We start from the raw sequence: 23,688 nt of genomic DNA, 5'->3' as shown, positions 1-23,688 counted from the left end.
CTCTAGCCTCCCGGCTTCGCCGATGTCGTCACCACAGCCACCTTGCCGAGCGCCGGCACGGTGTCCCGCGCCACCAGCGCTGCCTCCCTTGACAATGCGGGGCCGGCCGCGAAGGTCCGCAGCAGCGGCCAGGGCGCCTGCACCGCCGACCCCGGGTCAAGGCCCAACGCGCGTAACGTCGTGTCGTCGTTGGTGATACCGAACCGCACCCCGTTGTCGGACACCCAGAACAGCGACTCGCGAGAATCGGAGGTGACCACGCCGCTGGTCGATGTCACGAAGTTCGCCGCGCCCGGCAGCACCAGCACCTGGTTGGCAACCACCGATGCCGGGTCGCGGTCATCGCGTACCAGGTGCACGATGCGGTTGTCGAGGTACGAGGGCGTGGGAAGTCCGCGTCCGTTGTAGACCACGACACGTGCCTGCGGGTCGGTCGAGCCCTTCTCCCAGCCGACGCAGGTGGTCGGATCTGCCGCCGTGTCAATGAAATTCAGGCGCTTGGTCGGGTAGTAGTCCACCGCCAACGAGTTCACCTCGGGGATGTTGACCAACACGTCGGGAGCGACCACGCGAGGTGCCGTCGAGCCGTAGGAGTTGGCGCTGCGCAACAGGTCGGCGACGAAGCTGGTGATCTTTTGGACGCCGTCGGGCAACAGGACGTAGAACTGCTTGCCGCCGCTGGCGGTTTGGGCCTGCAACACCGCGCCGACCTGGGAGCCCGACACCCACGTCGACGGGGTGCCCGCCAGGGGCACCGCAGGGACGCCGAGCGGTTCCGTCGCGGGCAGGGCGTCGTAGAGGGCCCGCGAAATCTCCACCGGCAGCGTCACTCCCGGGTCGAGACCGAGGCTCAGCGTGATCGCCCTGTTGGATGGATCGATCTGGGAGCGTTTGCCTCCCCAAATCACGAAGGTGTTGCCCTCGAACGTGACCAGCACCCCGGCGTCCTCGCTCAGCGGTGTGGCGCGGTCGAAACCGTCGAGTGTGCCCGCGATCGAGGTCACCACCGGGCGTTCGGGACTGCGCGGGCGGCCGGCCGTGTCGCAGACCGCCCACGCCGACGTCGCGCCTCGATGGACCGGCATCGCGGCCGGCGCTCCGGGGATGCCGACCAGCGGACCGGTCGGATACTTCGCTATCTCAGCGGGTTTCACCCACGTCGGCTGGTTTGCGGTGCCCGTCGCCAGGCGCGCGGAGGTCAAATTGAGCACGGGGTATAGCCTGCCGTCGATCCTGGCGTACAGCGCCCCGGAGTCGCGGTCGCCGATGATCGCCGAATCCCCCACGATGCCAGTGGGTTTCAGGACATTGAGCAGCAGCATCCAGCCCGAGGCGATGGCCACCAGCAGGATCGACAGCACCAGCGCGGCGGTCTGCTTGCGGTCGTCGTGCTTCATCCGCACGGAGAAGCGGGTGGTGGCCGCGCGCAGGCGACGGTTGTAGAACAGGTGCCCGGAGTTCTGGTCGCGGTTAGACAAACTCAGCGGCATGCTCAGTACCCCTTGGGCGCTCGGTGAGGATCGGCCTGCTGAATCCGATCGGCCAGATTCGACGCGTCGGCGGCGACGCCGTAGCGGCGCATCGCATAGTTGATGAACGCGCACGCCTGCGCCACCAGGTTGTGGATGTCGCGCGAGGTGCCCGGCTGGTGATAGGCCGCGAACGTCGGCGCGATGAACTGCCAGGCACCCTTGCTCGGCGTGCCTCGTGCCGCGTTGGAATCCCAGCCGTTGACCGCTTTCGCGTCGTAGTTGGACTCGCGACGGGCCACCAGGTCCATGCCGCGTTCCCAGCGAGCCCTGGCCGCCGGATCGTGAATACCCTTGATGTCCAATGCTTTACGGATAGCCGCCAATACCGCCGCGCGTCCGCTGCCCTGGTTGCTGTGCATCGACCGCCCTTGCAAGTAGTGCAGGCGTCGCAGCCGGCGCGCGAGCAGCCTCGCCCGGCGGCGCGATCCGGCGACGTGCCAGTGTTGGGTCCGCAACCGGGCCGCCATCCGGGCGACGGCCTCGCGGCGCCCCATCGGTGTATCGGCCGCCGGCGTCGTATCGGTCAGGGCGGCGTCCAGGTTGGCCCTCGTCGCCGCGCGGCCGTGCGCGTGATCGGACTGCGCCGCGGCGATGATCTGCCCCAGCGCCCGATCGGCGTGGGCCAGCCGGGCCAACTGCGTCGTCGCGGCGCCCGACCGTGCGGCCGCCGCGGCGGGCAGGCCACTGTGCTGCTTCATCGCCTCGCCGTAGGCCTGCGTCTGCGCCGGTGCGTCGCCGATCCCCTCGTCCCGCGTGGCTCCCCCGTAGAGATTGTGGGCGCGAGACAACGCCGTGACCGCTTGCATTTTCAGGGGATCGGTCACCGACGTCCCCGCCCTAACCCACCTGTGCGCCCTGTGGGCGCGGCATCCGTGCCGGACACTTCGCGTTAGTACTCCCACACCCTTCTGGCCGCGTTTTCCGCGGTCGCTGCAGACGTACCAATAGCATGCACGTATCGACAGTTCTGCTGTCAATAACGGGCAATCCCATATGACCCGCGCATTGGGCTTGGCCGGCCGCGATTACGTAGCGACCCTACTGCCGCGCGAATTACCCGACCACTCACCTTTCGGTGGGCTGGGTGTTTTGGTCGGCTATTCCTTCGGCTCGTCGTCGGACGGCATGATGACGATCCGGCGGTTGGGCCGGTTGGGCCGGTTGGTGACGACGGTCGGCTTGGCCTCGCCGGACTTGTTGCCCGGGGCGCTCGGCGGCACGGTCAAGCGGCCCTTGATCGGCTGCCCGTTGGGCACGCCCGGGGCGGTGATCCGCTTTTCGACCGGGTTGTCCTTCTTGCCGCCTTCGCCGCCGGCGCCCATCGCGCCCAGGGGCATCATCGGCATGCCGGTCATGCCGGATTGGCCGGGCATTGCGGGCATGCCACCGGTCGGCGGCATCATCGGCACTTTGGCGGCCGCGGGCGTCGTCGGCGGGGACGACGTCGGCACCGGCGGCGGGCCCAACGAGCTTGCCGGGGTGGTGCCGCCACCGCCGAGGCCGGCGCCACCGCCGCCGGAACCGCCGCCAAGTCCTGCGCCGCCGCCACCGCTGCCGACGCTGTCGACCAGGTGCGCGTCGTTAACGAGCCCGGCACCGTGGGCGCCCTGCACTGCGCTCATCAGCGGCTGCAGGGCGCTCTGACCCGCCTGCATCGCCTGCTGCGGCAGCTGCGTCAGCGGTCCCATCACGCCACCGATCGCGCCGCCGACCGCACCGGTCACGCTCTGCAGCATCTGCTGGATCATCTGCATGTCCTGCTGGCTGTTGGCTTCATTGGCCGGGAATTTGGCCGCGGCGTCGGCTGCGTGGGCGCGCCGGTCAGCATCGGCTGCCTCGACATCCGCCGCATCTTTCGGGACGCCAGCGCCTCCTGCAGCGGTCAGTGCACCACCACCCCCACCGCCCGCGGGCGAATGATCGGGGGGGTGCGGGGGATTCGCCGTCGGAAGCGGCGCCTGTGGCATGTTATTCAAACCGACGTAAGTCGGGATATTCGCTTGGATGCCGCCGCCCACGATCTCACCTCCATCCCAGTCGCAGAGCCTTAACGCTTGATGCAACGAGCGCTAGTACAACGATCTTGGCACAAACCGCCGGTATTGCTATTCACCTACCAAGTGCGGGCAACTAGGAGCCGCCTCGGTGACTGATCGCATCAAACCAGGCCAGGTGATAATTCGCGAGGTACTCGTGCCCATCGATCAGGGCCTGGATAGCCGCCAAAAGCATCCAATCCCCCACTGTGGCTTGGTCGTGATTGGGATATGCGTTCAACACCGCATGCTGGATTTCAGCGGTACATTCGCGCAACATCTCGGTTTCGCTCTCGAGGACGCCCGTTTTTCGCACCGCCGGTGCCGCCACCGCCTGCGCGATCCGCGGCAGGCCGTCGCGGCGCCGCACGGCATCGACCAGAGTTGGCCCGAGCTCCTCGAGTTCGGGGGCGGCCGAGCGTGCGGGCCGATCACCGCTGAGCGCAGGCTCGTCGGGACCCGGTTCGGCGACGTACGTATTGGCGTGATGGGCGGCTGCGACCGTAATAGCGCCCAGCAGATCCACCACGTTGGCGTCATGCCGTCGCGCCGACGGCTCAAGCAGGGTGACATGCGCCGGCAACCGCACGTGCGGAGGGATCCACCCGGCGGCGAGGTCGGTGACAAGGAGGGTCGTGGTGCCGTCGTCGCGGAGCCCAGCTGCCCACGACAGTCGCGGCTCCTGACGGGCCACAGCATCGACGAGCCGCTGCAGCCTCTGTTGTTCGGCGGTCCTCGCGGACACGGCGCCGGCGGTCGCGCCCGTAGCTGCAGAGGCGGCCGACGCGCCAGCCATGGTCGACGAACCCGCACCCGCCTGACCCGCGGCCGCCGCCCCGGACGCCGTTCGCTCCACCGGGGAGACCAGGGGCCCACCAGCGGATGGGGAGGACGTGGGCGAAGAAGCTACCGGTGCACCCGACACGGGACCGGCGGGGGTAGACGGTACGGATGGGGGCGCCACTACCGGCGGGCGCAGGTCGGAGCCGTAGGCGGGCAGCGATCCCGAGGGGATAGAAGATCCGCCACCGAGGGCCGGTGCGGGCGACGACCACGATGCGCCGGTCATCACAGGCGCAACCGAACCGCCTCCCCCGGTAGCCACCGGCGCGGGCGCCGCCGCGGGAGGTGCGTCGACCGGAGTACCCGTCGGTATGAAAGCTCCCGCGCTCGGTGCCGTCGGCGTCACTGCCGGTGTGGCCTGGGGGGTTTGAGGTCCGCCAGCCTCCATCGCTTGTAGCGGCCCCGCCGTAAACGCTTGCCCGCCAGGCCCCGTCGCTTGACCGGTCGCCAAACCGGACGTGAAGGCCTGGGCCAATCCGGGCTGGCCGCCTTGGCCTAAACCGAGCGGAGACACTGGCATTCCGCCGCCATGTACACCAGGCATCCCTGGCGATACTGTTCCGCCACCGCCAGACACCGATGGAGCCGTCGGCGCTACTGGTGGTGCGCTCGGTGCCGGTCCGCCACTGGAACCACCACCGGCCCCGACAACTGAATGCGCCGGAGCAGGCCCTCCGCCGCCGGTACCACCGCCGCCCGAGCCACCGCCACCGCCGCCGCCGACGACCCCATGCGCGGGAGCTGGACCGCCGCCGCCCGACACACCCCCGCCACTGCCTTTAGCGCCGCCGCCAACGACGGAATTCAAGTCATGCTCGCTAATCGGACTCGGCGGCTTGGCATCGCCAACATCGAACCCGTTTGCCTGCGCCCAACTACGGGCGTTTCCACCATTGCCCTCCGCATCGAGAATCTTCTGCGTGGCAGCCATCATCTTATCGAGCGCGTCGCGGCTGGCATTTGCGGCATCGGCGTTGCAGCGCGCCTGGACAGCCTGTACTTCCGCTAATTTTTCCGGAAGCGGCTTCTTCGATGCGAGGATGTCATCGATCTCTTTATTGCCTGTGTTCGCTATCTCCGACAAGCGGCTTCGTAGATAGTCGATGGCATCGGCGCCAGAATTAAAAGCCGATGCCTTTGTTTGGTACTTTTCGGCAAGATCCAGATGAAGCTTTTCCCCTTGCTGGAACCTGGTAATAAGATCGTCCGCTGTATGGCCCTTATTATTCGCAGCAAAGGCTGTCCACTGAGTGCGCAAGTTCTGTGCAAATAACTGCTGCTCCGCGCACTCTTGGTTCCAGTGTTGCGCGCCGGCCCGTAGGCCCGTTGACGGCGCTGGCCACCACGGCCCGATCAGTGCGGCAGTCCAGGTGCCAGGGGGAAGGTCAACCGCCACCGTATACCTTCTTCATTGCAGCATCCTTAGCGTTCACGTCGGCGACCGCCTCTTGAAATTCGGACTCGGTGGCTACCCCGTCGCTGCTTTTCGCCGTGTCTGTCAGGTGTGCCGTAGCTAGGGCCTGCGCCGCACTACGATGCTGCTCGTCCAACGCTGGGTCATTAGAGACGTTGACAAGCAGTAAGGCGGAATTCGTAAGCGCAATCCGCGCGAACGCTTTATCGCTGCCATTTGTATCGACTTGCGCAGCTCGGGCTGCCAACTTGTAGGTGTCGCAAAGCCGCTGTTGCGCAGCGTCGGTCTCCGCCGGCGTATCGGTGCGGGCCGCAGTTGTGGTCGCTGACGAATGCGAAGCACTCGGCCGCATCAGTGGCACGACTAACGCAGCAACAGCCACTGCGGCGGTCGCAATTAGCGCGATCGCCAGCCATGGGCGTGGACGCGACAATGGCTGTGGGAAATGCGGTGGCGGCCAACTTCCAGCGCCAGGTTGGGCAGCTTGCCCCTCACGATGGCCCGAAGGCAGGTCTCCCACCACATGTCCTCCCGCAGTCAGCAGCGCTGTATGTAGTACTGCGAATTCCTGTGCCTAAGCCTTCAATGGTGGAGCAGCGCAGGGGATTGCAGCAATTCACTCGCTGCATGGCCGCGTCATGGCGTCCTAACCTTTCGACTCTGATCGCTAAGCGCGAAACCTCACGCCAATGGAATTAATCCATCCAGGTCGTCTGCGCCAGCTTAGGGCCTTGAGGGGCGGTAACTAACTGCCACACGCACTTCTGACGGGGGCATCTTTAGCCACGATGTCGTCGAGGGCCGCCCGGTACTCAGCATCGCTGGCAACACTGCTGAGCGCGTTAGACGTGCGGTAGGCCGCGGCTAGCGAACGCACGGCGTCGCGGAGCTTTGCATCGATAGCCGGATCAGCGGTGGCATCGTCCAACATGCCTGCGGCATTAGTGAGTGCAATACGAGCGATCGCTTTGTCGGTGCCATTCGTGTCAGTCTCAACGGATCTTGCTGCCAGCTTGTACGTATCGCAGAGTCGCCGCTGGGCGGCCGACGTCTCGGAAGCACTGTAGGTCTTTGTCGTGGTTGTCGTGGTTGTCGTGGTTGGCTTGGTAGCGGTCGGTCTTGTCAGTGCTACACACAGCGCAACGACCGCCACGAGCATGGCTGCTCCGGCCAAGAGCACTGCGGGCCATATCCGCGAGCGTGCGTGTGGCTGCGTCGGAAATACAGGAGCCCACTGCGTGGGGCCGGCCGGGCTGATCCTCGGCCCCTCACCAGGAGCTGGTGGCAAATCCGCTGCCATGCGTCCTCCTCAAATCTGTTAGCGGCGGCCGCCGAAGACCTCTCGGCCCGCGTGCCCCAAGAATGGCACAGCTAACCTATCCATTAGCAATCACCGCGCCACTGTAAGCGGAACCTCATCCGCCGCCGCACACCTTCCTCATTGGAGCGTCTTTGGTGATGACGTCATTGATCGCTGCTCGCCACACCGGATCGTCGGCCCCAGCAGTACTAGACAGCGCGACAGCATTGCTATAGCCCACGGCAAGCGCGAGGGCTGCGGCGCGCTTGTTCAAGCATCACCGCCCAATTCACAGTGGCGATGTTTGCCCGCTCCGGACTCGTTCCATTCGTGTCAATCTGGATCGCACGTGCGGCGAGTTTGTATGCCTCGCATACCTGTTGGTGCGCAGCCGCGGTCTGGTCAGCGGTGAACAAAGGTGTCATCGACGTAGTCGAGGAGGACACTGATTTATTCGTTGACGGCTGGGTCAACGCGACAACCAGAGCAGCGGCGCCAAGCAGCACGCCAATCGCGGCCAACGCCATCGCCGGCCACATCCGTGGACGCGTTGGCGGCTGAATGGGAAACGCTGGCGCCCATTGTGTTGAGCCTGGCGGCGGGCCGGTGGCCGGCCCCTCCCCCAAAGCCGGAGGCAAATCCCCCGCCATGCTGCCTCCTCCTAGTTCCAAGCGCATCCGGGACCTTGTCAAAAACTTGGTCCAATAGTTGACCAGCTAACCCAGTAGCGAGCAATTATCGCGGCGGTGTGGATGGGAAGTCACCCGAGACCGCAAACTTTTTTCATCGCAGCGTCTTTTGCGTTGACTTCGTCGGACACTGCGCGCCAGGCAGAATCATCGCGTGTCTGCACCAAGCTAGCCGTTGCCTGGGCGCGACTGTAAGCACCAGCCAAGGCGAGCGCAGTTGCCCGATCGCCGGATGCGAGCTCAGGAGAAGTATCTACTGCCTCTAGTAGGGTTACAGCCGCGTTCACGGTGGCGATGCCTGCGAAGGCCGGGTTGTCGCCGTTGGTATCGCTTGTATGCATCGCACAACTTCTGGTGCGCCGCAGACACTTCGGCGGCGCTATAGGTAGGGGCGGCCGACGTAGTTGTTGCGCTCGAACCCGATGACCGCGACGTCGCCGCCACCAGCGCAACCACCGCCACGACCGTCGAGACCAAAGCCAGAACAATCGCGGCCACAGCTATCGCCGGCCACATCCGTGAACGTGACGTCTGCGGCGCGGAGTAACCCGGTGCCAACTGCCCTACCGGCGGACCAGCATGCGGCTCCTCCGTCGCGCCCGTTCCTCAGACGTTCAGCGTTGAGGGACCAGAACTCGGCCGGAGCGTCTTCATGTCCGCGGCGTTGGCCTTGTCCATGTTGGTGAACCCGTTGGCCGCGTGGTGCGCCTTCGTGCCGACACCCGTGAGCGTCTCACTATGGCCCTGCAAACTTTTCACGTGCTGGCCGTGTGCGGCCGAGACTGCACTATGAAAAGCGTCGGCCGCGGCGAAGTCACCGAACATTCCTGCTTCGACGGTCCCGCCCGCCAATTGATCCGCGCCGTCTTGGGCGTGCCCACCGGCGCGGTGTGATTGGTTGCCTCCCGAGTGCAACAGATCCGTATCGACGAACATCGGCACTCCTTCCGGGACATAACACCTGTGACCAGGCTAAATGCCGATCCGCGAGTGGTCAATTCACCGCGATCAACCCCGGCTAGAACGCATGCCCATTGGTGATCGAGCGCGCCGGCCGATCCCATTCCGGGTCGACGGTGAGCGGTAGCTGGATGCCGATATGCGGTAACGACACCGTCCCCAACCGGGTGTGCACCTGGAGAGGAACGGCGATCCGCGCCGGGCCCCGCTCGGGAGCCAGCATGCCTTCCCCGGCCAAACGATCACCGTGCCCGGTGACGATCGCGGTCATGTTGTGCAGCGCTTCGCTGCCCACGTCGTAGTAATGCGAGTGGTCGGTGAACCACGGCATAACGCTGTGTGAGCCGGCGACTTCGGCACGAAACCGCACCGCCCCGAAACCCGCATGCGCCGGGTCACCGCCGAGCCCGGCCAACGGTCCCACCGGCCCGCCGAGGGTCTCGTTGAGTCCGTTCGGAAGACCGCTGCCCGTCTCACCGATCCAGCTGATCGCATCGGTCGACGCTGCCCCGACATACAGCCTGCCTCCGCCGAGATGAAAGTCCGCAGCACCGCGCGCCAAATCTGTCCCCGGGCAACCGGTTAGCACGGCGTCGTTGGCGCGCATGCCGCTGTTTGCGAACGCGTCGGCCACGGTCGTGGAGCCGTAGGAGTGTCCGAGGACGGTGACGTGTGCTGGAGTCGATCCGTCATGTGTCGCCGCGAGGCCGTTGACATCGGCGGCCAGCAGCGCACCCGCTTGCCTCGCCCTCCACGGTGTGCCGACCTGTTCCAATTCGGCGGGGTCGGTGATGGCCTGTTGCCAATGGGGCTGGCCGAATTCGGGTGCGTCATAACCCATCCAGGCCAGCACCGCGGTGGACCGCTGCGGGTCGGCTCGGGCAGCCTGTTCGTAGAGGTTGATGGCGTCATCGGTGCCGTCCGACATCCACCCTCCCCGCACGCTGCTGTTGGTGCCGGGGACAACGACGGCCGTGTTGCGGGATTTGTCCGGGTTGCCGATCGCGATCGCGGCCCTGCCCTTGCCGCTGAACGCCAGCGGGTCATACGCCCACAGCATGATCGGCAGCCCGCGGGGGGCGTCGGAGCTCTTGTCGCGCTCGAGGAACTCATTGGTCTTGACCGCGTTTTGGTAGCGGGTGATGTCGCTGACGCACAGCCCGTAGGCACCGGGGTTGGTGAACACCTCGGAGTCCCCGTTGTGCAACGCGCTGTCGCGCAGTGTCTTTGGATCCAGCCCGCGCTGGCGGGCGACGTCTTCGACCCTGCGCAGATCTTCTTTCATCGCGGCCTGGTTCACCGAATCGCGCACGTCCGCCGGAATCCCATTGAGGTTGCCCAATTCGTGTGGGTCTTGATCAACCACCAGCTGCCGTTGATTCGCGCTCAGCGCATCCCACCACCGCTTGACGCATTCCGGGCTGCTGTCCGGCGGCGGAATGGCTAGCTCGTCGACGCCTTGAATTTCCGCCGGTTCGGCCCCGTCCGCCCGCAAGGCCCCTAGCGCGGCCGTCAGCATGTTCGAATAGGCGTCGCGAATTTGGCGCAGCTGCAATACGATCGCCGCAACCTCGCTGACGGCGTCGGTGCGTAGATCGTCGGCACCACAGGTATCGCCGTCCGCCAACGCATCACACATCTCGTCGTCGATGTCTTCGAGGTCGTATTCCAGCGCACCCAGGTATCGCGTGCAGGCCCGCTGGGCTTCGGCCAGCGCCGCGGCGATGTTCTCCAAATCGACCGCGATGCGCGGCAATTGCCCGGCCTGCAGATCCAGCGTGCGGGTCACCCGCTGCACCTCGGCGGCATCGTTGATCGAATGATCCGCGTTCCGGTGATCCCATGCCGCCTCGAACCGACACCGGGCAGCCTCGAAGGCGGCCGCCGCCTCCGCTGTGCTCACTCCGGCGTCGCGAAAAGCCCGCGCCAGGTATGAGATCTGCGCGGGGCGACCGGCTTGCATGCTGGCGTTGGTCGACCAGGGGTCACCGCCGGCTTCGGCGACGAGGAACGGAATGCTCAAGTGGCGCAGTAACATCGCCGTCGCTAAGGCAGCACCACCCTTAGAGCGAGTTCGCGCCGTCGGCCAGACCGTCGCCGTCCGAATCGGTCAGCCGCACATTCCATTTGCCGTCGCCGTCGGTGTCGACGTAACCGGTCACGCCGCTGTCGTCCGAGCGCAGCACCCGGTCGGCCAGCCCGTCACCATCGGTGTCGATGAGGCGAGCGTCGGCGCGACCATGACCGTCGAAATCGACCAGCGGACCGCCGGTGTGTTCGACGCCGTCGAGGCCGAACCAGCGCAGCTGGCCCCCACGGTCCATGGCCACCGCCCATGTCCCGGAGCCGTCGTCGGTGAAGTAGGCCTCCGGGGTGCCGTCGTTGTCGAGATCCAACACCGCGTGATCGACGATGCCGTCGCCGTCGAGATCAGCGAGTGCGTCGTCGCGTAATCCGTCGTGGTCGAAATCGAGACCGATCGATTCGAAGTGACCGTCATGATCCAGGTCGAGGTCGGGTTGCCCGTGCCAGAAGGCGGCGCCGTTGTCGCCAGCGAGACAGTAGTCCATGCGTTTTCTGACGCGTGGCTGCCGCTACTCGTTCCCCCGAGACTTCCACCACGCCAACAACTCTGCGGTCGCTTCCTCGTTGTCCAACGGTCCGCGCTCGAGTCGGAGCTCCTTCAGAAACCGCCAGGCCTCGCCGACCTGAGGGCCGGCCGGGATGCCGAGCAGTTCCATGATCTGGTTGCCGTCCAAATCGGGACGCACCCGCGCCAGATCCTCCTGGGCGGCCAGTTCGGCGATCCGCGTCTCGAGCCGGTCATAGCTGGCCTGCAACCGCGCGGCCCGACGCTTGTTGCGCGTCGTGCAGTCGGCTCGCACCAGTTTGTGCAACCGCGGCAGCAGCGGACCGGCGTCGGTGACGTAGCGGCGCACCGCGGAATCCGTCCACTTGCCGTCGCCGTAGCCGTGGAAGCGCAGATGCAGATACACCAGCTGCGAGATGTCCTCGACCATCTGCTTGGAATACTTCAACGCCCGCAAGCGTTTTCGCACCATCTTGGCGCCGACGACCTCGTGATGATGAAAGCTCACGCCGCCGTTGGGCTCGTGGCGCCGCGTGGCCGGCTTGCCGATGTCGTGCAGCAGCGCCGCCCACCGCAGCACCAGGTCCGGGCCGTCGTCTTCCAGGGCGATCGCCTGACGCAGCACCGTCAGCGAGTGTTGGTAGACGTCCTTGTGTTGGTGGTGTTCGTCGATGGCCATCTGCATGCCGCCCACCTCGGGCAGCACCACCTCACCCATGCCGGTTTGCACCAGCAGATCGACGCCGGCCGTCGGGTCCTCGCCGAGCACCAGCTTGTCCAGCTCGGCGGAGACCCGTTCGGCGCTGATCCGAGACAACTGCGGGGCCATCTGTTCGATCGCCTCGCGGACCCGCGGCGCAACGCCGAAGCCGAGTTGCGAGACGAACCGCGCAGCGCGCAGCATCCGCAACGGGTCGTCGCCGAACGACACCTCCGGCGCGGCGGGGGTATCAAGCACCCGATCGCGCAGCGCCGCCAAACCGCCCAGCGGATCTAGGAATTCACCGGGCCCGTCCGGCGTGATGCGGACGGCCATCGCGTTGGCCGTGAAGTCGCGGCGCACCAGATCGTCCTCGAGGCGATCGCCGAAGCGCACCTCGGGATTCCGGGACACCTGGTCGTAGGTGTCGGCGCGAAAGGTGGTGATCTCCAAACGATGGTTGCCCTTGCCGACGCCGACGGTGCCGAATTCGATCCCGGTGTCCCACAGGTTGTCGGCCCACCGGCGCAGGATCTGCTGCACCTGCTCGGGACGGGCGTCGGTGGTGAAATCCAGGTCGGGGCTCAGCCTGCCCAGCAAGGCATCCCGCACCGAGCCACCGACGAGATAAAGCTCGTGGCCCGCGGCGTCGAATGCGGAGCCAAGCTCGGCCAGCATGGGCGCATGCCGGTTGAGGGCGACCGCGGCAGCGGTCAGCAGGTCGGCATCCTGGGCGGCGTCTGGCACGTTCGATCAGCCTAGTCGGCCGGGGACGAAAAGCCCGTGTGAGGAGCCTCGCACGAGATCAAGGTGAATTGACCCGGCGGTGACCGTCACTAGCGTTACGTGTGACAAGAAGGGTGAACGGCGGGACGGTTCGGTGCATCTCCGATACATAAGCAAGGCCGCACTGATCATGTTCGCGGGCGGGGACCCGTGGAAGATCAATGCCACATTGCAGAGCGGACGGCCGGCTCAGATCTCGAACCTTGCAACAGCGTTTCACAACGCCGGGCGATCCACGGGAGAAGCGGAAGCCGCATTCCAGCTGGCACGGAGTCGCTTCGCAAAGGCATGGACGCACGAAAATGGCGAGAATCCGATCAACGACTCGGCCGAGGTTCGACGGGCCACGGCCTTACTCGGGTTACAAGCAGCGCAGTTGCCCAAAATCGGAACCGATCTAGAGAACGTCGCGGCCGCACTGGCCGAAGCCCAACGATCAGGAAAGGGCGAGATTTCGTCGCTCGAAGGCGCGCTTCAAGGCCTCGACGACCAAATCGGGGAGGCCGTAGAGCTGGAGAAAAATCCACAGCTAACGGCTTCGGAGAGGCATCTCCTGGACCACTACATCGACGGACTCGAGAAGCATGCGATCGACGACACCAAGGCATCGGCTAACAATCTGACGCGAATCCGTGATCAATATTCTCGGCAGCTGCATGGTTCAATGGCCAATCTGCGTAAACAGGATGGGTACGACCCGTCAATCCAGGCATTCGACGGCGATATTCCAGAATCACCCTCGCAAGACCAACGGCGCCACAACCAAATCGAGGCGTTTAAGCAGGTCTTTGGCCGGGATCCGACCTCAGCGGCCGACTGGGAGACTGCGGCAGCTCTTGATGCACAGACGTACGACCCCAAGTTCAACGGCGCTAAGTCGGAGGTACGGGTGGTGAAGATTCGCCCAGTGCCCGGGCAGGGAGTGGTCCGCGTCTCCCAGTGGATTGAGCAGCGTGACGTGACCAGCTTTCCGCCGTGGAAGCGAGATCTTGGAAACAACCGCGGCCCAAATCCAAACTTCGATCCTGAAGACACCAAGGTCACTACGTACATCGACTACGAGAACGGAATCGTCGTTTTGCGACAGAATCCCTCAGTTGAAGAGACCTCTGCCGGTGGACCGGGCCAAGTGAAGGTCGGCATACCAAAAGGCAGCGTGACGCAACTTCCCGATGGATCGGTTCGGATCAAATACGACGCGGGCAACCCTTTCGCCCCCCAAATCACTGGGGATCCCTCCGGACCATTTGCGGGCCATACGGTAACGGTCAACGGCGACCTCGTTTTCACGCCCGGAGCAGGAGGTGTGCAAGTTAACGGAACGCGCACTGACTACCCCTCCCTGGAGGTGTACCAGGACCTGCCAACCGGCGGCACCCGCACAGTATTGATTGACCCCGCTCAATCCGGCCGATCGTGGGGACCGGCTATCAACTTGCCTGGTCATCACGACGTGGGCCCCCTCGGGGGCAAGGCATTCGCTCCGTTCGATACAGGTGGGTGGAGCACGAAATACGATGTGCCGGCTCCTTTGCCTCCAACCGACTTTGGCTTGGTTACCGACATTCCTTCCGTCCCTCCCTTGCCCACCGGCATTGGGGTCCCAGCATGACCACAATTAACGGAAAGCAACTCAGATGCCGTCATTGCTCCGAGTTCGGGACTTAGACGCAAGCGCGTGGCGTACGGCGACGTTGTCCGCGCCCGTTGTCGTGCAGATCGTCCTCGGGTCGTTACTCGCTACGATGTGGGCGTTAGGCAAGGGGCCCTTCGCCACCGCACACGGACACACCGAACGCAGTTGGATGCTCGTCGCCGCCGTTATCACCGCACTGGTGGCTCTTGCGCTCGCAGCGATACTGATGCGGTCGCCGTCACCGCGCAACCGTGGTCTTGGACTTAGCGTTGCGGGATCTGCGGCGGCCGTGCTAATCGGTGCGATTGTTTACGCGTACTTGGTATTGCGCTGAAAGGTCTTGTGATGGCCGACGAATCGATGATTCCGGCGTCGAAATCGCGCTATGGCCCGGTCACTTTCGGGGTAGCGGTGCTACACGTTTTCGTCGTCGAGTTCAGCACTTGGCTCTTCATGCCGTACTCGATCGTTTTTGTACTTCCCGTCGTCCTGATCTACATGGCGGTCGCAGCTCTGGTCGCTCAGGCCTCAGGAACGATGGGCCAGATCGGCCGCGGAATGCTCGTCGGCAGCCTGTCCGGACCACTTTCACTGCTTGTCTTCGGTGCGCTATGGGCGATCGCGCACGCGATAGGACCGCTCTGACGAGACGGCTTTCGCCGTGAGCTCGCGCGCTCACCGCGCGGCGAGTATCTCCGGGAGAACATGCCGTGCCAGCTACTATCGCTTGGGTGTCGGACGGCGAACAAGGCAAACCACGTCGGCGCCGGGGACGGCGCCGGGGCCGTGGTGCCGCGAATTCGTCCGAGAATCAAACCACCGGTCAAGCGACCGGCGACTCGACGGCCACCAAGTCGCGCCGCTCCCGAGCATCCCGCCGCGAACCGGACCAGCTGCGCACTGTCCACGAAACCTCCGCCGGGGGGTTGGTCATCGACGGTCTCGACGGCCCCCGGGAGTCACAGGTCGCCGCGCTGATCGGGCGCATCGACCGGCGCGGACGAATGCTTTGGTCGCTGCCCAAGGGGCACATCGAACTCGGTGAGACCGCCGAGCAGACCGCAATCAGAGAGGTCGCCGAAGAGACCGGCATCCGGGGCAGCGTGCTGGCCGCGCTGGGCCGCATCGACTACTGGTTCGTCACCGACGGCCGCCGCGTGCACAAGACTGTGCACCACTACTTAATGCGCTTCTCCGGCGGCGAGCTGTCCGACGAGGATCTCGAAGTCGCCGAGGTCGCCTGGGTGCCCATGGGTGAACTGCCGTCCCGGCTGGCCTACGCCGACGAACGCCGCCTGGCCAAGGTGGCCGACGAGCTGATCGACAAGCTGCAAAGCGACGGCCCGGCCTCGCTTCCACCGCTGCCGCCCAGCGCGCCGCGGCGCCGCCCGCAGACACATTCGCGGACCCGGCATGCGGACCATCCGGCCGCCGGCCGGAAGAACGGCCACGGACCGGGGCCGTGACCGCTCTACATCTGCGTTGGGCCGGCCTGGCGCGCGTCGCTGCCGTGCTCGCCATCGTGGCCGGACTCGCGGCGCTCACCGGCCCGGTGATGCCGCGCGCGGCGGCGGGCGAGCCCGGGGTGACGCCGTTCGTCCGCGTCCGCATCGATCAAGTCACCCCGGACGTGGTCACCACGACCAGTCCACCCGTCGTGACCGTCAGCGGCATGGTGACCAACATCGGCGACCGACCGGTCCGCGACGTCATGGTCCGGCTCGAGCACGCCGGCGCCGTCACCGCCTCCGCGGGCCTGCGCACCACCCTGGACGGCGACACCGACGGCTACCAGGCCGCCGCCGACTTCCTCACCGTGGCGCCCGAACTGCAGCGCGGGCAAGAAGTCGGCTTCACCCTGTCGGCCCCGCTGCGGGCGCTGAGCAAGCCGTCGCTGGGCGTCGAAAAGCCCGGCATCTACCCGGTCCTGGTCAACGTCAACGGCACACCCGACTACGGCGCACCCGCGCGGCTGGACAACGCGCGCTTCCTGCTTCCCGTGGTCGGGGTGCCGCCCGATCGCGCCGACGACATCGGCTCGGCCGTCGCGCCCGACACCTCCAAGCCCGTCGCGATGACCATGCTGTGGCCGCTGGCCGACCGGCCCAGGCTGGCCCCCGGCGTGCCCGGGGGAACCATCCCGGTGCGGTTGGTCGACGACGACCTGGCCACCTCGTTGGCCAGCGGCGGCCGGCTCGACATCCTGCTGGCCTCCGCCGAAGTCGCCACCAGTCACGACGTCGACCCCGACGGCGCTGTTGGCCGCGCGTTGTGCCTGGCGATCGACCCGGACCTGCTGGTCACCGTCAACGCGATGACCGCCGGCTACGTCGTTTCCAACTCCCCCGACGGACCCAGTCAGCTGCCCGGCACCCCGACCCATCCCGGTGCCGGGCAGGCCACCGCGACCGAATGGCTGAACCGCCTGCGCGCGCTGGCGCACCGGACCTGCGTGGCGCCGCTCCCCTACGCGCAGGCCGATCTGGACGCCGTGCAGCGCGTCAACGATCCCGGCCTCAACGCCATCGCCACCACGAGCGCCAACGGCGTCATCGACAAAATCCTGGACGTCGTCTCCACCCGCGGCGCCACGCTGGTGCCCGATGGCCCCCTGACCGACCGCGCGGTCAAGCTTCTCAGCAGCAACGACAACACCGTCGCGATCGCCGCCGCCGACCTGTCGGCCACCGAGGCGCAGGACTCCGCCGCGACGGGCGTCGACAACGCCCCGGAGCGGTTGACCCCGCAGGTCGCGGTCGCGCCGTTCGACCCCGCCGTCGGCGCCGCCTTGGCCGGCGCCGGCACCTCCCCCGAGGCGCCGACATACCTGGACTCGTCACTCACCGTCCGGCTCGGCCACGATTCGGTGACCGCACGCCGCCAGGACGCCTTGGGCTCGATCTTCTGGCACGCGCTGCGGCGTGACGACCCGCGCACCCAGATCCTGGTGCCGCCGACGACGTGGAACCTGCAGGCCGACGACGCCCAGGTCATTTTGACCGCCCTGACCACCACCATTCGGTCCGGCCTGGCGGTACCGCGGCCGCTGCCGGCGGTGATCGCCGAGGCGAACCAGGCGGCCCAGGCGCGCGACCAATCCACGCAACAGGCCGGCACCGACAACTCTCCCCGCGGCCAGTTCAGCGACGACGTCACCGCCGGCATCGCCAGCCAAGTCGGCCGGTTGTGGGGACTGACGTCATCGTTGATGACCGACGACCGCACCGGGCTGACCGGCGTCCAGTACACCGCGCCGCTGCGCGAGGACATGTTGCGCGCGCTGAGCCAGTCCGAACCGCCCGACACCCGCAACGGGTTGGCGCAGCAACGCCTGGCGGTGGTCGGAAAAACGATCAACGACCTGTTCGGCGCGGTGACGATCGTCAACCCCGGCGGCTCCTACACGCTGGCCACCGAGCACAGCCCCCTGCCGCTGGCGCTGCACAACGGCCTGGCCGTGCCAATCCGGGTGCGCCTGCACGTCGACGCGCCGCCGGGCATGAACGTAACCGACATCGGTCAGATCGAACTGCCCCCCGGTTACCTCCCGCTGCGCATTCCTGTCGAAGTGAACTTCACCCAACGCGTCGCCGTCGACGCGACCCTGCGGACCCCGGACGGTCTGCGGCTGGGCGAGCCGGTGCGGTTGTCGGTGCATTCCAACGCCTACGGCAAGGTCCTGTTCGCCATCACGCTGTCCGCGGCGGCCGTGCTGGTTCTGCTGGCCGGCCGGCGGCTGTGGCACCGCTTCCGTGGCCAGCCCGACCGCGCCGACCTGGACCGCCCCGACCCACCCGACAGCCGGCACGCCACCGCAGGCGAGGCGCGCGACGACCCCGACCACGGAGTGGATCAGGAGCACGTCGAAGAAGAGCACCGAGTATGACGCCCGCCTACCGGCAGGCCCAGCACCACCACCGCCTGCCCGAGCCGGCCCGGCCTTCCCGGGCGCCGGGCTCACCGCCGACCGGCCCGCTGCCGCCCGTCGCCGCCGAGATTGACCGGCGCCGCCCCGAGCTGTCTGACTCGGCGCTGGTCTCGCGGTCGTGGGCGATGGCGTTCGCCACGCTGATCAGCCGGCTCACCGGCTTCGCCCGCGTGGTACTGCTGGCCGCGATCCTCGGGGCCGCGTTGTCCAGCGCATTCTCGGTGGCCAATCAGCTGCCCAACCTGATGGCCGCGCTCGTGCTGGAGGCGACTTTCACCGCGATCTTCGTGCCGGTGCTGGCGCGCGCCGAGCAGAGTGACCCCGACGGCGGCGCGGCCTTCGTGCGGCGCCTGGTCACGCTGACGACGGCGCTGTTGATCGTCGCCACCGCACTGTCGGTGGTGGCCGCCCCGCTGCTGGTGCGGCTGATGCTGGGCCGCGCGCCGCAGGTCAACGAGCCGCTGACCATCGCGTTCGCGTACCTGCTGCTGCCCCAGGTCCTCGCTTACGGCCTGACCTCGGTGTTCATGGCGATCCTGAACACTCGCAACGTCTTCGGGCCCACGGCGTGGGCACCGGTCGTGAACAACGTCGTCGCGCTGCTCACCCTGGCGATCTATGTGCTGGTTCCCGGTGAGCTGTCCGTCGATCCCGTCCGCATGGGCAACGCCAAGCTGCTGGTGCTCGCCGTGGGCACCACCCTGGGCGTGTTCGCCCAAACCGGGCTGCTGCTGGTGGCCCTGCGCCGCCAGCGCGTCGACCTGCGCCCGCTGTGGGGAATCGACCAGCGCCTCAAGCGCTTCGGCACCATGGCCGCCGCAATGGTGCTCTACGTGCTGATCAGCCAGCTCGGCCTGGTCGTGGGCAACCAGATCGCCAGTACCGCGGCGGCGTCGGGCCCTGCGATCTACAACTACACCTGGCTGGTGCTGATGCTGCCGTTCGGCATGATCGGCGTGACGGTCCTGACCGTGGTGATGCCGCGGCTGAGCCGCAACGCCGCCGCCGACGACACCGAGGCCGTGCTCGGCGACCTGTCCCTGGCCACCCGGCTGACGCTGATCACGCTGATCCCGATCGTGGCGTTCATGACCGTCGGCGGTCCCGCGATGGGCAGCGCCCTGTTCGCCTACGGCCACTTCGGGGACGTCGACGCCGGCTACCTGGGTGCCGCGATCACCCTGTCGGCCTTCACGCTGATCCCCTACGGGCTGGTGCTCCTGCAGTTGCGGGTGTTCTACGCCCGCGAACAGCCGTGGACGCCGATCGTCATCATCCTCGTCATCACGGCCGTCAAGATCCTGGGCTCGGTGCTGGCGCCGCACCTCACCGACGACCCCAAGCTGGTGGCCGGTTTTCTGGGACTAGCCAACGGCCTCGGCTTTCTGGCCGGCGCGGTCATCGGCTACGTGCTGCTGCGCCGCGCCCTGCTACCCGCCGGGGGCCACCTGATCGGTGTCGGTGAAGTCCGCACGATCCTGGTGACGCTCACCGCGTCCATGCTGGCCGGATTGATCGCCCACGTGGTCGACCGGCTGCTCGGGTTGGATCAGCTCACCGCCCTCGGCGGTGCCGGTTCCCTGCTTCGCCTGTTCGTGCTGGGTCTCATCATGCTGCCGATCATCGCCGCGGTCATGCTGCGCGCGCAGGTCCCCGAGGCGCGGGCAGCGCTGGACGCCCTGCGGTACCGCATCACCGGCCGCGGACCACGCCCGCGCAATCCCAGTGCGAAGGATCGATCGTCTCACCGGCTCCCGGTCACGTACCCTGAGCAGAGGAATTCGTCCCCGCCTGGGGTAAATGCGGTCCAGGAGCCGATCCGGCGCAGGCCTCCGGAGCGGGCAAACCGAGCCCGGCAAGCGAAAGGACCGGAGGTGACCGACCGCCCGATGGAAAGCGCAGCCCCCAGCGCTGGATCTGGTGCGGGTTCAGGCACGCCGCGGCCACTCGCCGACGACTTCCAGCCCGACATCCCCGCCGCGGAGCCGTCGCGGTCCGCCCCGCGCCCGTCCGAACAAGCCAACGGCGACATCCGCAGCGACGCCCGGCGCGCGTTCGAACCGCCACGCGAGCGTTCGGCGGACCCCGCGGGAGACGACGTGCACCTGGTCCCCGGCGCCCGGATCGCCGGCGGGCGGTATCGGCTGCTGGTGTTCCACGGCGGCGCCCCGCCGTTGCAGTTCTGGCAGGCGCTGGACACCGCCCTGGATCGGCAGGTGGCGCTGACGTTCGTCGACCCGGACGGCGCCCTGCCCGACGAGGTGCTCCAGGAGATTTTGTCGCGCACCCTGCGGCTCAGCCGCATCGACAAACCCGGCATCGCCCGGGTCCTCGACGTGGTGCACACCGGCTCGGGCGGCCTGGTGGTCTCCGAGTGGATTCGGGGCGGTTCGCTGCAGGAGGTGGCCGACACCGCGCCCTCGCCGGTGGGCGCCGTCCGCGCCATGCAGTCGCTGGCCGCCGCCGCCGACGCGGCGCACCGCGCCGGTGTCGCACTGTCGATCGATCACCCCAGCCGGGTGCGGGTCAGCATCGAAGGCGACGTCGTGCTGGCCTACCCCGCGACCATGCCCGACGCCAACCCGCAGGACGACATCCGCGGCATCGGCGCAGCGCTCTACGCCCTGCTGGTCAATCGGTGGCCGCTGCTGGAAAGCGGGGTGCGCAGCGGACTCGCGGCGGCCGAACGCGACTCGGCCGGCAACCCCGTCGAGCCCATGTCCGTCGACCGCGACATCCCCTTCCAGATCTCGGCCGTTGCCGTCCGAGCGGTCCAAGAGGACGGCGGAATACGTAGCGCCTCAACGCTTTTGAACCTGCTCCAGCAGGCCACCGCGGTCGCCGACCGCACGGAGGTGCTCGGACCGATCGACGATTCGCCCTCCCCGTCGGCGGCCCTGATCTCACCCGGCCAGGAGCAGGCGACCCTCGCGCGGCGCCGGCGCAACGTGCTCATCGGGGTCGGCGCCGGCCTCGCCGTCATCGTGGTGGCCCTACTGGTGCTGGCGTCGATCGTGAGCAAGATCTTCGGCAATGTCGGTGGCGGCCTCAATAAGGATGAGCTGGGCCTCAACGGCCCGTCGTCGTCGTCAGCGTCGGCGTCGCCGAGCGCCCCGCCCGCCGCCGCGGGCAGCGTCGTCAAACCGACCAAAGCGACGGTCTTCTCCCCCGACGGTGACGCCGACAACGCCGGGACGGCCGGGCAGGCCATCGACGGCGATCCCTCGACGGCCTGGGCGACCGAGGTCTACACCGACGCCGTTCCGTTCCCCAGCTTCAAGCAGGGCGAAGGGCTGATCCTGCAGCTGCCCAGCGCCACCGTGGTCGGCCAGGTGACCATCGACACGCCCAGCAACGGGACCAAGGTCGAGATCCGCGCGGCGCCCTCGTCGTCGCCGTCCAGCCTCAACGACACGACCGTGTTGGCCCCGGCCTTCACGCTCAAGCCCGGCCACAACGTGATCCCGGTCCGGGCCGGCTCGCCGACATCGAATGTGCTGGTATGGATCTCGACGCTGGGATCGACCAGCGGCAAGAGCCAGGCCGGTTTTTCGGAGATCACGGTCCAGGCCGCGTCCTAGTCCGCGGTGCTTGTCGGGCCACTCACATCGGCCCTTCCGAGTGAAGTGCCGGGCCATACGCAATTGGTTACTGTCCGGCCGTGGGCTTCGGAAGAAACGCCAAGCGTGAGCGCAGTGACGCCGAGCTGCTGGCAGCCCATGTGGCCGGCGACCGCTACGCCTTCGGCGAGTTGTTCGGGCGTCATCAGCGGCACCTGCACCGGCTCGCCCGGCTGACGACTCGCACCCCGGAAGACGCGGAGGACGCGCTGCAGGACGCCATGCTCTCGGCACACCGCGGCGCCGGCGCGTTCCGGCACGACGCCGCCGTCGGCAGCTGGCTGCACCGCATCGTCGTCAACGCGTGTCTGGATCGGCTGCGCCGCACCAAAGCGCATCCGACCGTCCCGCTCGAAGACATCTATCCGGTGGCCGATCGCACGGCTCAGGTCGAGACCACGATGGCCGTGCAGCGCGCGCTGATGCGGCTTCCCGTCGAGCAGCGGGCCGCGGTGGTGGCCGTCGACATGCAGGGTTATTCGGTCGCCGACACCGCCCGGCTGCTCGGCGTCGCCGAAGGCACGGTCAAGAGCCGCTGTGCGCGCGGACGGGTGCGGCTCGCCGAACTGCTGGGCTACCTCAACGCCGGCGCACACGCTCTGCCGGACACCGCCACCGGCCAGGGCTGAACTAGCCGACCGGCGACCGCCGCGGCGGGCCACGCGTGGCCATCGCTGCGAGCATGACGGACACTGGGTCCGATGGATGTGGCGGACGACGGCGGGGCGGATCATCGCAATGCGGGATCGGACCCACCGCTGACCGTCGAACTCCTCGCCGACCTGCAAGCCGGAATTCTTGACGACGCGTCCGCCGCCCGCGTCCGCCGGCAAATCCGCGCCGATCCGCACGCCGCCGGCGTGCTGGATGCCCTGAACCAGGTCCGCCGCGACGTCGCCGCCGTCGGGGCCGATCCCGATTCGGCGCCGGACCCTCCCCCTGAGGTGGTCGGCCGGGTTTCCGCGGCGCTGCGCTCGGCGGGGCCCGGGTCCGGGGAATCGGCCGCGTCCCCCGCTCACACCGCCCGCCCACGCATCCGCCCGGGCCGCACCATCGCCGCGGTCACCGGCGTGTGCGCGGTGCTCGCCGCGATCGGTTTCGGCACCATCGCGCTCCTACACGCACCCGACCCCGCACCGGACACCCCTGGCGACGTTCAGCACATCACGCTGTCGACCCCGCCGATGGAGATCCCGCTTTCGCAAAGCGACATCCTCGGCCTGCTCGACCGCAGCCCCGATTACGGCGCCCTCGGCGACCCGGCGCGGCGCGCCTCTTGCCTCACCGGCCTCGGCTATCCGGCATCCACGCAGGTCCTGGGTGCGCGACCAATCCAGATCAACGCCCGCCCGGGCATCGTTCTGGTGATCCCCGGCGACAGCCCCCACGTCCTGGCGGTGTTTGCGGTCTCCCCGAACTGCAGCGCGGCCGATACCGGGCTACTGGCCAACACCCAGGTCCCCCGGCCCTAGTGTGGTGCCATGGGTGGTGCGACACACCCGGGAACAGCCGTGCTTACGCTGGCGTTTACACAGATCCAGAGACGATGCTTGAAAGGTTTTCATGACCGCCGACACTGTGCATGACGTGATCATCATTGGTTCGGGTCCTGCTGGGTATACCGCGGCGTTGTATGCGGCGCGGGCGCAGTTGG

The 23,688-nt window shown here is 67.3% G+C and carries 18 protein-coding genes and 1 pseudogene; 9 read left to right on the top strand and 10 right to left on the bottom strand.

Annotated elements, in window-relative coordinates:
* Positions 1–2: 2 nt before the first annotated feature.
* From eccB to DQP58_RS27065, 4 genes are all read right to left on the bottom strand, one after another.
* Positions 3–1,490, bottom strand: coding sequence for a type VII secretion protein EccB (gene eccB, locus DQP58_RS05160; RefSeq protein WP_112707417.1), 1,488 nt, complete (start codon positions 1,488–1,490; stop codon positions 3–5).
* Positions 1,491–1,492: 2 nt separating this feature from the next.
* Positions 1,493–2,338 carry a DUF4226 domain-containing protein gene (locus DQP58_RS05155; protein WP_112707416.1) on the bottom strand — a complete coding sequence of 282 codons (846 nt, stop codon included), beginning with the start codon at positions 2,336–2,338 and terminating at the stop codon, positions 1,493–1,495.
* 291 nt (positions 2,339–2,629) lie between these two features.
* Positions 2,630–3,499: a hypothetical protein gene (locus DQP58_RS05150; protein ID WP_430915695.1), complete on the bottom strand. Its 870-nt coding sequence runs from the start codon at positions 3,497–3,499 to the stop codon at positions 2,630–2,632.
* A 163-nt stretch (positions 3,500–3,662) separates the two neighbouring features.
* On the bottom strand, positions 3,663–4,313 hold the full coding sequence (locus tag DQP58_RS27065) for a DUF5631 domain-containing protein (RefSeq protein WP_240629569.1): 651 nt from the start codon (positions 4,311–4,313) through the stop codon (positions 3,663–3,665).
* An 828-nt stretch (positions 4,314–5,141) separates the two neighbouring features.
* Between DQP58_RS27065 and DQP58_RS27060 the strand changes: the two genes are divergently transcribed.
* A complete protein-coding gene (locus tag DQP58_RS27060; protein WP_240629576.1) occupies positions 5,142–5,420 on the top strand; it encodes a hypothetical protein in 279 nt (92 codons plus the stop codon).
* 1,150 nt (positions 5,421–6,570) lie between these two features.
* Here the strand turns inward: DQP58_RS27060 and DQP58_RS05130 are convergent.
* The 6 genes and pseudogenes from DQP58_RS05130 to DQP58_RS05100 all read right to left on the bottom strand — a co-directional run bounded on the left by DQP58_RS05130 (position 6,571) and on the right by DQP58_RS05100 (position 12,811).
* Positions 6,571–6,984 (bottom strand): hypothetical protein, encoded by a 414-nt coding sequence (locus DQP58_RS05130; protein ID WP_346427262.1) that lies wholly within the window; start codon positions 6,982–6,984, stop codon positions 6,571–6,573.
* Positions 6,985–7,240: 256 nt separating this feature from the next.
* A pseudogene (locus DQP58_RS27565) lies at positions 7,241–7,802 on the bottom strand (hypothetical protein).
* A 618-nt stretch (positions 7,803–8,420) separates the two neighbouring features.
* Complete coding sequence (locus DQP58_RS05115) at positions 8,421–8,750, bottom strand: DUF2563 family protein (protein WP_112707412.1); 330 nt, start codon at positions 8,748–8,750, stop codon at positions 8,421–8,423.
* Between the two features lie 82 nt (positions 8,751–8,832).
* Positions 8,833–10,812 (bottom strand): alpha/beta hydrolase, encoded by a 1,980-nt coding sequence (locus DQP58_RS05110; RefSeq protein WP_112707411.1) that lies wholly within the window; start codon positions 10,810–10,812, stop codon positions 8,833–8,835.
* Positions 10,813–10,837: 25 nt separating this feature from the next.
* Entirely contained in the window at positions 10,838–11,344 is a 507-nt protein-coding gene (locus DQP58_RS05105; RefSeq protein WP_112707410.1) for a pullulanase, read from the bottom strand.
* Between the two features lie 24 nt (positions 11,345–11,368).
* Positions 11,369–12,811, bottom strand: a complete 1,443-nt coding sequence (locus DQP58_RS05100) for a CCA tRNA nucleotidyltransferase (RefSeq protein ID WP_112707409.1) — start codon at positions 12,809–12,811, stop codon at positions 11,369–11,371.
* A gap of 79 nt (positions 12,812–12,890) precedes the next feature.
* Between DQP58_RS05100 and DQP58_RS05095 the strand changes: the two genes are divergently transcribed.
* The 8 genes from DQP58_RS05095 to DQP58_RS05055 form a co-directional block, all read left to right on the top strand.
* Entirely contained in the window at positions 12,891–14,462 is a 1,572-nt protein-coding gene (locus DQP58_RS05095) for a hypothetical protein (protein WP_205869340.1), read from the top strand.
* Positions 14,463–14,831: 369 nt separating this feature from the next.
* Positions 14,832–15,131 carry a hypothetical protein gene (locus DQP58_RS05085; RefSeq protein WP_240629568.1) on the top strand — a complete coding sequence of 100 codons (300 nt, stop codon included), beginning with the start codon at positions 14,832–14,834 and terminating at the stop codon, positions 15,129–15,131.
* Positions 15,132–15,217: 86 nt separating this feature from the next.
* Complete coding sequence (locus tag DQP58_RS05080; protein ID WP_112707408.1) at positions 15,218–15,952, top strand: NUDIX hydrolase; 735 nt, start codon at positions 15,218–15,220, stop codon at positions 15,950–15,952.
* A complete protein-coding gene (locus tag DQP58_RS05075; RefSeq protein WP_112707407.1) occupies positions 15,949–18,372 on the top strand; it encodes a hypothetical protein in 2,424 nt (807 codons plus the stop codon). The genes DQP58_RS05080 and DQP58_RS05075 overlap by 4 nt, the downstream gene beginning before the upstream one ends.
* The gene (locus DQP58_RS05070) at positions 18,369–21,995 is read left to right on the top strand and encodes a murein biosynthesis integral membrane protein MurJ (protein ID WP_240629567.1); all 3,627 of its coding nucleotides are present in this window, start codon (positions 18,369–18,371) and stop codon (positions 21,993–21,995) included. The genes DQP58_RS05075 and DQP58_RS05070 overlap by 4 nt, the downstream gene beginning before the upstream one ends.
* 80 nt (positions 21,996–22,075) lie before the next feature.
* Complete coding sequence (gene sigM, locus DQP58_RS05065; RefSeq protein WP_112707406.1) at positions 22,076–22,663, top strand: RNA polymerase sigma factor SigM; 588 nt, start codon at positions 22,076–22,078, stop codon at positions 22,661–22,663.
* Between the two features lie 72 nt (positions 22,664–22,735).
* Positions 22,736–23,506: a hypothetical protein gene (locus DQP58_RS05060; RefSeq protein ID WP_112707405.1), complete on the top strand. Its 771-nt coding sequence runs from the start codon at positions 22,736–22,738 to the stop codon at positions 23,504–23,506.
* A 91-nt stretch (positions 23,507–23,597) separates the two neighbouring features.
* Positions 23,598–23,688 (top strand): FAD-dependent oxidoreductase (locus DQP58_RS05055; RefSeq protein ID WP_133259343.1); only part of this gene is annotated, 91 nt, incomplete at its 3' end.

This window comes from Mycobacterium colombiense, from assembly GCF_003284975.1.
Lineage (GTDB): Bacteria > Actinomycetota > Actinomycetes > Mycobacteriales > Mycobacteriaceae > Mycobacterium > Mycobacterium europaeum_A.
Note: the sequence above shows the minus strand (reverse complement) of the source record. Positions and strands in the feature narration are given on the sequence as shown.

Bases quoted from the DNA above. Each gene is read 5' to 3' on its own strand.
- eccB (WP_112707417.1), bottom strand. From the start codon at position 1,490: ATGCCGCTGAGTTTGTCTAACCGCGACCAGAACTCCGGGCACCTGTTC.
- DQP58_RS05155 (WP_112707416.1), bottom strand. From the start codon at position 2,338: ATGCAAGCGGTCACGGCGTTGTCTCGCGCCCACAATCTCTACGGGGGA.
- DQP58_RS05150 (WP_430915695.1), bottom strand. From the start codon at position 3,499: ATGCCACAGGCGCCGCTTCCGACGGCGAATCCCCCGCACCCCCCCGAT.
- DQP58_RS27060 (WP_240629576.1), top strand. From the start codon at position 5,142: ATGCGCGGGAGCTGGACCGCCGCCGCCCGACACACCCCCGCCACTGCC.
- DQP58_RS05130 (WP_346427262.1), bottom strand. From the start codon at position 6,984: ATGCTCGTGGCGGTCGTTGCGCTGTGTGTAGCACTGACAAGACCGACC.
- DQP58_RS05115 (WP_112707412.1), bottom strand. From the start codon at position 8,750: ATGTTCGTCGATACGGATCTGTTGCACTCGGGAGGCAACCAATCACAC.
- DQP58_RS05110 (WP_112707411.1), bottom strand. From the start codon at position 10,812: ATGTTACTGCGCCACTTGAGCATTCCGTTCCTCGTCGCCGAAGCCGGC.
- DQP58_RS05105 (WP_112707410.1), bottom strand. From the start codon at position 11,344: ATGGACTACTGTCTCGCTGGCGACAACGGCGCCGCCTTCTGGCACGGG.
- DQP58_RS05085 (WP_240629568.1), top strand. From the start codon at position 14,832: ATGGCCGACGAATCGATGATTCCGGCGTCGAAATCGCGCTATGGCCCG.
- DQP58_RS05070 (WP_240629567.1), top strand. From the start codon at position 18,369: ATGACGCCCGCCTACCGGCAGGCCCAGCACCACCACCGCCTGCCCGAG.
- DQP58_RS05060 (WP_112707405.1), top strand. From the start codon at position 22,736: ATGGATGTGGCGGACGACGGCGGGGCGGATCATCGCAATGCGGGATCG.